The following is a 12,652-nucleotide window of genomic DNA, read 5'->3' on the forward strand; positions in this document are numbered from 1 at the left end:
AATCCGATGCTTCGAGATAAAGGTGGATCGCAGTCAGCGCCTGATATGGCGCGCGGCGACCTGGCGGGCTTCAGTGGCCGCAGGTGCAGGCATGGCCTTCGTCATGACCGCCGCAATCGGCGCCGTTGGCCTCGCCGCGGCCGATCTCGACCTGCCAGATCTCGGGGCCCTGCACGATGTAGGCCCAGCTATAGGTTCCGGGATAGCGCGCCTCGATCTGCCGGCGCAGCGGCGCCGGATCATGGTCGTTGACGATGCTGAAGCTCTCGCCGGGCGGCAAGCGTTCGAGGATTCCGAAGATCGTCGCATGGCGAACGACCGGCGGGATCATGCGGACGTCGAGGGGTTCCAGCGGCATTGTCGTCATGGTGTCGGCTCCGGTAGCGCCCCGGAAAATGCGGGGCCCTGACGAGCCTAGCGGCGATGCGCCTGCGGCAATTTGTCGAATCTCAAAGAGCGCGCAGGCAGCCGCCTCACTGTTCGAGAAACAGCACGGTCGCGATGGCGAGCGACATCAGCACCGCCGCGGTGACGCCGCCCTTCTGCAGCACGCCCATGCGGTAGAGCAGCAGCGCCATCACGATGATGGCGGGCGTGGCGACGGCAAGGCCCATCTGGGCATCGGTCATGGCGGGGGCTCCTCAGGCTGCCAGCGCGCGGTAGATCGCCGGGAGGGCGGTCGGCAGGCGCTCCAGCTTCGACACCACGGCGTGGCCGTTGCGTCCGAACAGATAGGGGATGTAGGCGCGCGACTCGCGGTCGACCGTGACCGCGAAGACGCAGATGCCGGCCCGGCGCGCCTCGATCACCGCCATGCGGGTGTCTTCCATGGCGAAGCGACCCTCATAGTGGTCGATGTCGTTGGGCTTGCCGTCGGTCAGCACGAGCAACAGCTTGCGACGGTCGGGGCGTGCCTTGAGCCCGGCCGCGGCATGGCGGATCGCCGCGCCGATGCGGGTGTAGTAGCCCGGCTTCAGCGCGGCGATGCGCGCCTCCACCGCCGGCCCCATCGCCTCGTCGAAGCGCTTCAGCGTCTCGATCCTGACCCAATCGCGCCGACGCGAGGTGAAGGTCAGGATCTCGTGGTGGTCGCCGCAGGCGGCGAGGCCATGGGCGAAGACGGTCAGCGCCTGCTTCTCGACGTCGAGCACGCGCAGATCGTCGAACCAGGAATCGGTCGAGAGCGAGACGTCCATCAGTGTCGTGACTGCAAGATCATGCGCTTGCGGCCGGCTGGCGATATGGATGCGGTCGCTCCCGGGGCCGCCGGCGGCGAGGTCGGCCTGGCGGCGCACCACCGCGTCGAGATCGAGGTCCGGCCCGTCGATCTGGCTGCGCTGCGGCTCGCGCAGGGGGCGCAAGGCCTCGAACTGGCGGCGCACCTGCCGCACCAGCGCCCGCGTCGCGGGATCGAGCGCGGGCGCCGCGATCTCCTGGCCGGCGATGGCGGACAGGACGCGGCAATAGTCCTCGCGATAGCTGGCGCTGCGGAAATCCCATTCGGGATAGGTCAGCGGCCCGGCCAGCACCGTCTCGTCCATCGCTTCCGGCGGCAGGTCGAGATCGAAGCGGAAGCGCGAAGCCGGGCGGCCCTTGCGCTCGCTCAGCACCATGTCGTCGAGCTCGTCGGCCGCCTCGGAATCATGCTCCTCTCTGTCGTCGGCGGGGCGGTCGACAGCGACCATCTCCGACATCGCCAGGATCGTTTCGAAGCGGTTGAGGACGAAGGGGCTGCGCTCGCTCCAGGCTTCCTCGGTCTCGTCGCGGCTGGCGGCATAGGTCTTCATCTCTTCGGCGGCATGCGGCGTCGCCGGGAGCGGCCTGTCCTCGTCCCTGCGGCGCGAGCGCGCGAGCTTGGCGGCGCTGGCGAGCGGCCAGAGCGGAACGTCGAGCGCCGGCAGATAGCCGGGCGGCGCCTTGACCGGCCAGTCCTCGGGTTGGATCGGCAGCTCCTCGCCGCGGAGCTGCGCCGTGATCAGCGCCTCGACCTTGCTTTCCGTCGCCGGCAGGCTCTGGCGCCGGCGGTCGGCCAGCGTCGCCGCGGCGAGACGCGCATAGGTCGGTGCCAGGCCGGGGAAGGTCGCCAGGACGTCGCGGACCAGACCCCCGGCGAGCGCGATCAGGGCGAGGTCGCGCTGCAGCGGATCGGCTTGCGCGACCGGCTGTGGCGTCATCCGCGCCATGCAGGCGGTCAGCCAGACATAGAGGTCGCGGTTCAGCGCGGCTTCGGGGAAAATGGCGATCTCGACAGGCAGCTGCAGGCTGTCCGAGGCGCGCAGCGCCTGCGCCAGACGTTCCTCGCCGAGGCCGACGCGCTGGCGCAGGTTGAGCCGGTGGGTCGCGGCGCGCTCGCGGGCGGGGACGATCCTGACGCCGGATTCGCCGCCGAAACCGCGGAAGCAGACGGCGAGCGCCGGCGCCATCGCGGCCAGGCTCACCGCCGCCTGCGGGTGATGCGCCAGGCTGCCGGTGTCGCCGACCAGCTTGTGCCAGAAGCGCCCGACGGTTTCCTCGAGCTCGAGGAAGTCCAGCATGGCGCTCTCCTAGCCGAGAACCGCGCGGGCGACCTCGACGAGGCCGGCTCGCACTTCGGGCTCGTCGGTCAACGGCTCGATGATCGCAGCCATTACCGCTTCCTGCCGCGGCAGGCCGGCCGCGATCAGGCTCGCAGCATAGACGATCAGGCGGGTCGAGACGCCTTCCTCTATGTCCTGGCCCTTCAGGCCGCGCAGCCGCCGGGCGAGGTCGACCAGCGGTGCGACCGCGCTGTCGTCGAGGCCGCTTTCCTGCGCCACCACCGCGATCTCCTGGTCGCGCGGCAGGAAGTCGAAGCTGATCGAGACGAAGCGCTGCCGGGTCGACGGCTTCAGGTTCTTCAGGAGGTTCTGGTAGCCGGGGTTGTAGGAGACCGCGAGCATGAAGGCGGGCGGGGCCGAAAGCAGCTCGCCGGTACGCTCCAGCGGCAGGATGCGCCGGTCGTCGGTCAGCGGGTGCAATACCACGGCGACGTCCTTGCGGGCCTCGACGATCTCGTCGAGATAGCAGAGCCCGCCCTCGCGCACCGCGCCGGTCAGCGGCCCATCGACCCAGACGGTCTCTCCGCCCTTGAGCAGATGCCGGCCGGTCAGGTCGGCTGCCGAAAGATCGTCATGGCAGGCCACGGTGAAGAGCGGCAGGCCGAGGGTGGCCGCCATATGGCTGACGAAACGGGTCTTGCCGGAGCCGGTCGGCCCCTTGAGCAGGAGCGGCAGCCGCTTCTCCCAGGCCTTCTCGAACAGGGCGCGCTCATTGCCGGAGGCGCTGTAGGCGGGGATGTCGCAGCTGTCGGCGAGCGGTGCCGCGAGTAGCGGAGGCGAGATCATGTTCATCGTTGGAATTCCCTGGGAAGCATGCGGGCGAGGCCCGCCGGCCTGAGCCGGCGGGCCTCAGCGTCATTCTGCGGGCTGGGCGAGGCCGAGTGCCTGCGGCTCACGCTCGCGGCCGGGCACGAGCACCGCCCAGGCGAACATCAGCGCGGCGATGACCACCACGACCCCGGAGCCGAGCCGAACCCAGTAGAACAGGCCGAGCTGGTCCTGGACCTCCATGAAGGACTGGCCGAGCACGCGCTGGAGATGGGTCTGCACCACGCCGGCGAAGGTCAGGGCGAAGGTCATCACCATCATCGCCGGCACCATCAGCCAGAAGCTGACGATCGAGAGCCACTGGTTGTACGGCGCCCGGTTCTTCAGCTCGGGAATGGCGTAGGCCATCACCGCGAGGTTCAGCATCACATAGGCCCCGAAGAAGGCGAGGTGGCCATGGGCGGCGGTGAGCTGCGTGCCGTGGGTGTAGTAGTTGGTGAAGGACAGCGTGTTCAGGAAGCCCCAGATGCCGGCGCCGATGAAGGCCATCACCGAGCAGCCGATCGACCAGAGCAGCGCCGCGCGGTTGGGATGATTGCGGCCGGCCTTCCAGGTCATGTGGACGGTGAACATGACCATCGTGAAGAAGGGAGCGACCTCCAGCGTCGAGAACAGCGAGCCGATCCACTGCCAGTATCCGGGCGCGCCGATCCAGTAATAGTGGTGGCCGGTGCCGAGGATGCCGGAGAACAGGGCGAGGCCGACGATCACGTAGAGCCACTTCTCGACCACCTCGCGGTCGACGCCGTTGAGCTTGATCATCAGGAAGGCCAGGACCGAGGCCATGATCAGCTCCCAGACGCCTTCCACCCAGAGATGGATGACGTACCACCAGTACATCTTGTCGAGCGCGAGGTTGATCGGGTTGTAGAAGGCGAACAGGAAGAAGATCGCCAGGCCCCACAGGCCGAAGAGCAGGATGTTGGTGACGGTGGTCTTGCGGCCCTTCAGCGAGGTCATGGTGATGTTGAACAGGAAGATCAGCACCACTACGACGATGCCGACCTTGATCGCGAAGGGCTGCTCGAGGAATTCGCGGCCCTCATGGATGCGGAAGAGATAGCCGACCACCGCCACCGCTGCCGCGATGAAGAACAGCCAGAACTGGATGACGGCGAGCTTGGTGCTGTAGAGCTCGGTCTGCGCCTCCTCGGGCAAGAGGTAATAGGTCGCGCCCATGAAGCCGAGCAGCAGCCAGACCACCAGCGCGTTGGTGTGGATCATGCGGACGATGCTGAAGGGCAGAAGCTCGGACAGCGTATTGGGTAGGACGTAGATCAGTCCGGCGAGGGTTCCGAACGCCACCTGCGCGACGAACAGCGCCAGTGCTCCGTAGAAATAGAGCATTGCGACGCTTTGGGTCTTGTATCTCGTTGTGTTGTAGCCACTCATGGCTCTCTCCTGTCGCGCTGTCTCAACCGGCATCGTTGGGCGGCCACTTCTGGGTCTTGATCCGGCTCGTCCATTCCAGGAAATCGGCGAGATCGTTCAGCTCTTGATCGGTCAGGTTGAACTGCGGCATCTGGCGCCGGCCCTCGATGCCGGTCGGCTGCGCCCCCATCCAGGCCTTCAGGCTCTCGCGTGCGCCGGCATGGTCCTTGTCGCCGCCATAGCGCTTCCAGACATTGCCGAGCTCCGGCGCGAAATAGGCGCCTTCGCCGAGGAGCGTGTGGCAGTTGATGCAGGAGTTGCGCTCCCAGACATGCTTGCCGCGGGCGACCGCCTGGGTCAGCGTCGATTCATCGGTCGATTGCGTCCGGATGAACCAGTGGCTGTGGGCCGTAAGGCCGACGAAGATGGCGAAGAAGAAGATCGACCCGCCATAGAAGACGTTTCGCGCCCCCGCCTTTGTCAGACGTTCGGCCATGCATTTCCCCTTCCGCTGAATAGCCGTTGCGGCGGCAGACCGGCGACGGCCGGCGCCGCGCTCCCCGTCCGGTCGCGGAAGGGAGCGGCCTAGCGATAGCTGGTCGCCCTCCGGGCTTGTTTGCGAATTGGCAAACAGGAAGCGCGCGGAACTCCGCGGCAGCCCAAGCGGTTTCGTCGCTGCGATGCCTGCGCCGGAACCTCGCGCGCATTGGCCCGTTGCTCCCGAGAGGAGACAACGCCATGGCCAATCAGAGGACACCGATGTTGACGGACGCGCCGGCGGTCTACCGGACGGCCCAGCGACCGGGGCAGTCCGGGGCGCCGGAGCAGAGGCGCAACGGGCCGAGCCCGCTTTCCCAGCATCCGACTGGGCCCCACGCGCCTTTCGAGGAGCATGAAAGCGACGGCGCCGCGGCGATCAGGCACGGGCGGCAAGTCGCACCGCCGCCCGGCAGCGCGAGCAGGCGAGGCTAGACAGGGACCGCCCGTCCGGCCGCACCACGGTTCGTTGCAAGAGGTTGGTCTCCTCCGGGAACCATCCTGCCTGTCCGGTGTTGACCCAGACCTGCAGCAGCAAGCCAAGGAGGACGACATGGCCGATGTCGGCAATGCGCAGCGGGAGATCCGCAGGATCGCCTACCGGCTCTGGATGGAGGAGGGGCAACCCGAGGGCCGCGACCGCGAGCACTGGGAGAGGGCCAAGGAGATCTGGAACTTCCGGCATCGCGACGACGAGGCCGAGACCTCGGATCGGCAGATGGAGGCCTCGGGTAGCGGGCACGCCGCGCCGAGCGACGCCACGCCCCGGCGCAGGCCCCAATAGCCGACGGCAGCAGCCGCTGGCTCTGCCGAGCGCGAGTCCCGCGATGGCAAGTCCTGAGCTTGCGCGCTTTCACGCGCAACGCTGATCTCAGGACGCGTTCGGCATGCGCGGCAGCAGGAAGGCCAACAGGCCGACGGCCGGCAGCCAGGAGCAGAGCTTGAAGACTGCGACGATGCCGATCTGGTCGGCCAGCGCGCCGATCCCGGCTGCGGCGATGCCACCGAGGCCGAAGGCTAGCCCGTAGAACAGCCCGCCGACCAGCCCGACCCGGTGGGGCACGAGATCGATGGCGTAGATCAGGATCGCCGAGAAGGCGCTGGCCATGATCAGGCTGATCAGGATGCTGAGCACGCCCGTCCAGAACAGGTCGGCATAGGGCAGCAGCAGGGCGAAGGGCAGCGAGCCCAGGATCGAGATCCAGATCAGCCGGTCGCGGCCGATCCGGTCTCCGATCATGCCGCCGACGATGACGCCCACCGCACCGACGACGAGATAGAGGAACAGCATGATCTGCGAGAGCTGCAGGCTGATCCCGAAACGCTCGATCAGATAGAAGGTGTAGTAGGAGGTGAAGCCCGCCGTGTAGGCGTTCTTCGAGAACAGGATGATGATCAGCACGGTCATCGCCAGGGCGATGTGGGCGCGCGGCAGGCGCGGCGCCGCCGGCTCGGCCGGTCTGTCCTTGCTCGCCGCCGCCTGGTCGCGCCGCATCGCGGCATAGCGTGCGCCGGTCCAGGCCATCAGCACCATCGCCGCCAGCGCGATCACCGAGAACCAGGCGAGGCTCTGCTGCCCCCGGGGCACGACGATGGCGGCAGCCAGCAGCGGGCCGATGGCGTAGCCGGTGTGGCCGCCGATCTGGAAGATGCCCTGGGCGAAGCCCTGCCGGCCGGCGGCGGCATGGCGGGCCATCCGGGTCGCTTCGGGGTGGAACACCGCCGAGCCGAGCCCGACCAGGCCCGCCGAGACCAGCACCATCTCGTAGCTGACCGCGAAGGAGAGCCCGAGCAGGCCGAGCAGGGTCGAGCCCATGCCGGCGACCATCGCATAGGGCCAGGGCCTGCGGTCGGTGACATATCCGAGCACCGGCTGGAGCAGCGAGGAGGTGACCTGGAAGGCCAGCGTGATCAGGCCGATCCGCGCGAAATCGAGCTGGTACGCCTCTTTGATCAGCGGGTAGAGCGCCGGGATCATCGACTGGATCAGGTCGTTGAGCAGATGCGCCATGCTGAGAGCCGCCAGCATCGGCATCAGCGGGCGGGCGGCGCGGGCGTTCAGCGGGATCGAGGTCATGGCTCAGGCTTGGGCGCGGCCAGCCGCTGCGTCAATTGGCGCGCGCTGCATCCGGCGCATGGCGTCCATGGCGCCAAAGCCGAAATCGCGCCCGCAGGTCCAGTTTTAGCGGCTGGGCTGCGTCGCCGGCGCCAGCTTGACCTCCGGCTTCGCCTCCTCGTCGGCCTTCAGCCGGCTCTCGCGCAGGGCATTGGCGCTTTCCAGGATCGGATAGCCGATCGAGGCGGCATGGCCATGGATGCGCTTGAGATCGCGGATGATGTCGAGATGGATCGCGCTGGTTTCGATCGATTCCGGACGGCCGCTGCGCAGGCGCTCGAAATGGCTCTCGGCGGCGTGGCGCTCGGCGTCGCGCATCGGCGCCTTCTCGGCGAAGAGCTGGCGCGCCAGCGCGACGTCGCGGGTGGCGAAGACGTTGAGCGCGAGGCGCAGGCCGGAGGCGACGCGCTGGTGGAAGTCGCGGATCTCGGCGAGACCCTCGGGCGAGAAGGCGTAGCGCTTGCGGATCTTCTTCTCCCCGAGCTCGCGCAGGTTCTTGTCGATGATGTCGCCGATATGCTCGAGATTGGTGATCAGGGTGATGATCTCGAGCAGCCGGCGGCTTTCGGCCTCGCTGAGCTCGTTGCGCGAGACCTTCACCAGATAGAGCTTGATCGATTCATGGATCGCGTCGACGCCGTCATCCGCCTCGGCGATGGCGCGCGAGAGCTTCAGCTCGTCCTTCTCGATCATCTGCATGGTGTCGTGCAGCATCGCCTCGACGCGGTCGCCGAGGCTGAGCGCCTCGCGCATCGCGCCGGCGAGGGCCTCGGTCGGGCTGTCGAGCACGCTCGGGTCGAGATGGCGCGGCTTGACGACGGCATCGGCCGACTTCTGGCCCGGCATGAGCTTGCCCACCAGCGCCGAGATCGGGCCGACGAAGGGCAGGAAGATCAGCGCGCCGATCAGGTTGAGGCCGACATGGAACTCGATGGCGAGGCGGGCATCGGGGCCGGGCAGGGCATTCAGCCAGGCCGAGAGCGGCTTGGCGAAGGGCAGCAGGGCGGCGACGAGGACGAGCCGGGTCACGAGGTTGCCGACGGCCGCGCGCCGCTGCGCCGCCGGAGCCCCGATCTGGTCGAGCACCGGGATCAGCGCATTGCCGAGATTGGCGCCCAGCACCAGGGCGATCGCCGTCGCCGGCGGGAACAGGCCCGAAGCCGCGAAGGTCGCGATCAGCAGGATGACGGCGATGCTCGAATGCGTAAGCCAGGTCGCGGCGACGGCGACCAGCACGGCGAGCAGCGGCTCGCCGGAGAGCGCGCCGAGCACGGTGCGGAAGGTTGGCGACTGGGCGAGCGGTGCGGCGGCCGCATTGAGCTCGATCAGCGAGAGCAGGATCAGCCCGATGCCGACCAGCACGCGCCCGATATTGCGGGCCCGGTCCATCGCCTCATGGCCGAGATAGAGCGCGACGCCGACCGCAAGGCATAAGCCCCAGACCCAGCCGAGATCCATCGAGATCACGAAGGCGGCAAGCGCGGTGCCGAGATTGGCGCCGAGCAGCACCGCCAGCGCCATGGCGGGCACGATCAGGTCGCGCCCGGCAAAGGAGGAGACGAGCAGCGTCGTCGCCGTCGAGCTCTGCAGCACCATGGTCACCGCGATGCCGCTGCCGAAGGCTGCGAAACGGTTGCGCGTGAAGCTCTGCAGCGCCTGCCGCAGCGAGACGCCGAAGGCGCGCATCGCCCCCGTTCGCACCAGCCGCACCGCCCAGATCAGCAGCGCGACGCCGCCTGCAAGGTGGATCAGGATGGTGGTGGCGTTGTCGCTCGCGTTCATCGTGCCGAGGGTCTTTCCGAGGTTCTATCGACTCAAGGCCGTAGCATAGCTCGGATTCCTGAGTTTTTCATTAGCCAGCTTATAGGCTATGCACGCGAAACATGCTGATATTGCGGCAGAAATCGGCGATTGGAGAAATCTGTTTTTGCGCCGTTCCGCTCAGGCGGGCGGGATCAGCGTAACCCCCGAATTCGCGAAACCGAGCCGCACCGGGGTGCCCGGCTCGAGCATCGCATGGGCTCCGTAGCGGACGACGAAAAGCTCGCCGAGCTCGGTCGCCACCATGATGTCCTGGTGGTTGCCGAGATAGGTGCATTTGCGCACTGTGCCGGGCAGGCCGGCGCCGGCCTCCGCGCCATCGATCAGCAGGCTCTCGGGGCGGATCGCGATCCTGGCGGGACCGGGTGCGAGGCCGCGCGCCGGCAGCGAAAGCGTCGCCTGTCCGAGCGTCACCGTCGCCATCTCGCCGGAGACCGAGCCGATCGTCGTATCGAGCAGGTTGGCGTCGCCGATGAAGTCGGCGACGAAGGCGTCGACAGGCTGCTCGTAGAGTTCGCGCGGTGCGCCTTCCTGGGCGATGCGGGCGTTGGACATCACGATGATCCGGTCGGAGACGGCCAGCGCCTCCTCCTGGTCATGCGTGACATAGGCGACGGTCAGGTTGAGGTTCTGCTGCAGCTCGCGGATCTCCTCGCGCACCCGCCGGCGCAGCTTGGCATCGAGATTGGAAAGCGGCTCGTCGAAGAGCAGCACCTGCGGCTCAAGCACCAGCGCACGGGCGACGGCGACGCGCTGCTGCTGGCCGCCGGACAGCTCCGAGGGGAAGCGCTTCTCGAAGCCCTTGAGGCCGACGAGCGCCAGCTTCTCCAGCGCCATGTCGCGCGCGGTCTCCTTCGAGAGCCCCTTCACGGTCGGGCCATAGGCGGCGTTCTCCAGCACGCTCATATGGGGAAAGAGCGCATAGGACTGGAAAACCATGCTGACATCGCGGTCGGCGGCGGAGAGCTTGGTGACGTCCTTGCCGCCGATCAGGATCTGGCCTTCGCTGGCGATCTCGAGTCCGGCGATCATGCGCAGCGTCGTGGTCTTGCCGCAGCCGGAGGGGCCGAGCAGGGTCACGAGCTTGCCGGCCTCGATCGAGAAGCTGACATTGTCGACCGCCGTCACCGCGCCATAGCGCATGCTGACATTGCGGAACTCGACGGAGGCGGGGCCGGCCTTGGGCATGGCTTATCCTTGTTTGATCGGCTCGGCGGCGGAGGAGGCGAGCGCTGGCGTGCCGCGCCGCCCGAGCTTGCGCTCGCCGACGCCGAGCTGGATCAGGCTGATCCCGATGGCCATCACCACAATCAGGACCGAGGAATAGGCAATGGCGAGCCCGAACTCGCCGGCCTCGACGCGTCCGACGATATAGGCGGTGGCGAGGTTGTACTCGGCCGAGACCAGGAAGATCACGGCGCTGACCGTCGTCATGCTGCGCACGAAGCTATAGACCAGCGCCGCGACCAGGGCAGGGCGCAGGAGCGGCAGCACGACGCGCCAGAGCGTGGTGAAGCTGCGGGCCGAGAGCGTCGCCGACGCCTCGTCGAGCGACTTGTCGATCTGCGACAGCCCGGCGATGCCGGAGCGCACGCCGACCGGCATGTTGCGGAAGACGAAGGCGATGACGAGGATCAGCCCTGTGCCGGTGATCTCGACCGGCGGCACGTTGAAGGCGAGGATATAGGCGACGCCGAGCACCGTGCCGGGAATGGCGAAGCTCAGCATGGTCGCGAATTCCAGCGCGCCGCGGCCGGCGAAGCGCTGGCGCGTCAGCAGGTAGGCGGTGAGCAGGCCGATCAGCGCTGTCAGCGGGGCAGAGATCGCCGCGAGCTTCAGCGTGGTGAAGAAGGACGGCCAGGCCGAGCCGTCGAAATGCAGGCCGCGGCTGAAGTCGATCGAGAAGCCGGTGATGTAGTGCTGCAGCGTCGGGGTGTAGTCGCGCCCCATCGTCTTCACGAAGCCGCCCATCAGGATGACGACGTAGATCACCGCGGTCAGCGCCACCCAGGGGCCGATGACGAGGGCGGAGATCCAGGTGATCCGGCGGGGCAGCGGCGTCGGCAGGCCGGAATCGCCCTTGCCGGTGACGGTCGTATAGGACTTGCTGCCGAGCCAGCGCTGCTGCGCCCAGAAGGCGGCGAGCGTGAAGCCTAGCAGCACGATGGCGAGCACGGCCGCTTGACCCTGATTATGCGCGGCGCCGACCACGGCGAAGAAGATCTTGGTCGAAAGCACCTCGAAATTGCCGCCGAGCACCAGCGGATTGCCGAAATCGGCCATGCTCTCGACGAAGCCGAGCAGAAAGGCGTTGGCGAGTCCGGGCCGCAGCAAGGGCCAGGTCACGGTCCGGAAGGTCGTCCAGCGCTTGGCGCCGAGCGTCTGCGAGGCCTCCTCCAGGCTCGGCGCGATGCCCTGCACCACGCCGATCAGCACCAGGAAGGCGATCGGCGCGAAGGCCAGGACCTGCGCCAGCAGCACGCCGGGCAAGCCGTAGATCCAGCGCGAGCGCGGGACCCCGAACCACTCGAACATCAGGGTCGAGAACAGACCGGAGCGACCGAAAAGCAGGATCAGCGCCAGGCCGATGACGAAGGGCGGCGTGATGATCGGCAGCACGGTGAGCAGGCGCATGGCGCGCTTGCCGGGCATGCCGGTGCGCAGGATCAGCAGCGCGCAGGCGAGGCCGAGCAGGGTGGTGATCACGCCGGTCAGCACGGCCAGAATCAGCGTGTTCCAGGCGACGCCGCAATTGGTGTTGGCGGTGAGGCAGCCGAGGCCCCAGATCGTCGGGCTGAGGAAGCGCTCGACGAACTCCCCGAGCGCCAGGCCGCCATCGGAGTCGACCAGCGCGCTCTGCAGGATGGTCGACACCGGCAGGAAGATGAACAGCCCGATCAGCATGATGACGATGCCGATCGAGGAGGTCGTGAAGATGTCGCCGCGGCAGACGCCGCGATAGGCCAGGCCGTGGCAGAGCAGCAGCAGCAGCGAGAGCACGGTCAGGAAGGCGCCGAAGCCCATGCCGGGTTGCGCCGCGCCGGCGCCGCCGAGCAGCGCCGCGAGCCAGGGAATCCCCTGGCCCTTGAGCGTGACGGCGAAGCCCTGGGCGAAGAAGAAGACGAGCCCGGCGAACCCGGTCCAGATCAGGGCGGAGCCTGTCGCTGTGCTAGGTTGCCGGTTGCTCAGCAGCGTCGCCACCACAAGCGCGATGCCGACCGGCAGCAGCCAGGGCGCGCTGCCCGAGAGGGCCAGTGCCAGGGCCGTTCCGGCCTTGCCGAATGGGTAGCCTGCGAGCCAGCCGAATCCGGTCAGGCTCATCCCCTCGGCAAGATACCAGGGGATCAGCGCATAGCCGAGCCAGCCGACCAGCAGCGCGAGCCGGGTCGCGGGACGCATCGTC

The 12,652-nt window shown here is 67.9% G+C and carries 11 protein-coding genes; 1 reads left to right on the forward strand and 10 read right to left on the reverse strand.

Annotation, left to right across the window (positions count from 1 at the left end):
* Positions 1–70: 70 nt before the first annotated feature.
* From AC1REK_RS19510 to AC1REK_RS19535, 6 genes are all read right to left on the reverse strand, one after another.
* Positions 71–367 carry a DUF2249 domain-containing protein gene (locus tag AC1REK_RS19510; protein WP_316018084.1) on the reverse strand — a complete coding sequence of 99 codons (297 nt, stop codon included), beginning with the start codon at positions 365–367 and terminating at the stop codon, positions 71–73.
* A 106-nt stretch (positions 368–473) separates the two neighbouring features.
* Entirely contained in the window at positions 474–629 is a 156-nt protein-coding gene (locus AC1REK_RS19515; protein WP_316018083.1) for a hypothetical protein, read from the reverse strand.
* A gap of 12 nt (positions 630–641) precedes the next feature.
* On the reverse strand, positions 642–2,534 hold the full coding sequence (locus AC1REK_RS19520; RefSeq protein ID WP_492268781.1) for a nitric oxide reductase activation protein NorD: 1,893 nt from the start codon (positions 2,532–2,534) through the stop codon (positions 642–644).
* A gap of 9 nt (positions 2,535–2,543) precedes the next feature.
* A complete protein-coding gene (locus AC1REK_RS19525) occupies positions 2,544–3,368 on the reverse strand; it encodes a CbbQ/NirQ/NorQ/GpvN family protein (RefSeq protein WP_492268780.1) in 825 nt (274 codons plus the stop codon).
* Between the two features lie 63 nt (positions 3,369–3,431).
* A complete protein-coding gene (locus tag AC1REK_RS19530) occupies positions 3,432–4,796 on the reverse strand; it encodes a cbb3-type cytochrome c oxidase subunit I (protein ID WP_327523551.1) in 1,365 nt (454 codons plus the stop codon).
* 22 nt (positions 4,797–4,818) lie between these two features.
* Positions 4,819–5,271, reverse strand: coding sequence for a c-type cytochrome (locus AC1REK_RS19535; RefSeq protein ID WP_316018079.1), 453 nt, complete (start codon positions 5,269–5,271; stop codon positions 4,819–4,821).
* A 594-nt stretch (positions 5,272–5,865) separates the two neighbouring features.
* Here AC1REK_RS19535 and AC1REK_RS19540 point away from each other — a divergent pair.
* Positions 5,866–6,096: a DUF2934 domain-containing protein gene (locus AC1REK_RS19540; RefSeq protein ID WP_492268779.1), complete on the forward strand. Its 231-nt coding sequence runs from the start codon at positions 5,866–5,868 to the stop codon at positions 6,094–6,096.
* An 87-nt stretch (positions 6,097–6,183) separates the two neighbouring features.
* Here AC1REK_RS19540 and AC1REK_RS19545 read toward each other — a convergent pair whose 3' ends face one another.
* The 4 genes from AC1REK_RS19545 to AC1REK_RS19560 all read right to left on the reverse strand — a co-directional run bounded on the left by AC1REK_RS19545 (position 6,184) and on the right by AC1REK_RS19560 (position 12,648).
* Positions 6,184–7,389 (reverse strand): MFS transporter, encoded by a 1,206-nt coding sequence (locus AC1REK_RS19545; protein ID WP_327523549.1) that lies wholly within the window; start codon positions 7,387–7,389, stop codon positions 6,184–6,186.
* A gap of 105 nt (positions 7,390–7,494) precedes the next feature.
* Positions 7,495–9,210 (reverse strand): Na/Pi cotransporter family protein, encoded by a 1,716-nt coding sequence (locus tag AC1REK_RS19550; RefSeq protein WP_492268778.1) that lies wholly within the window; start codon positions 9,208–9,210, stop codon positions 7,495–7,497.
* A 159-nt stretch (positions 9,211–9,369) separates the two neighbouring features.
* Positions 9,370–10,437, reverse strand: coding sequence for an ABC transporter ATP-binding protein (locus tag AC1REK_RS19555; RefSeq protein WP_492268777.1), 1,068 nt, complete (start codon positions 10,435–10,437; stop codon positions 9,370–9,372).
* A gap of 3 nt (positions 10,438–10,440) precedes the next feature.
* Entirely contained in the window at positions 10,441–12,648 is a 2,208-nt protein-coding gene (locus AC1REK_RS19560) for an ABC transporter permease (RefSeq protein ID WP_492268776.1), read from the reverse strand.
* Positions 12,649–12,652 lie beyond the last annotated feature (4 nt).

The sequence above is a fragment of the Allobosea sp. GW823-FHT02B03 genome (assembly GCF_058797755.1).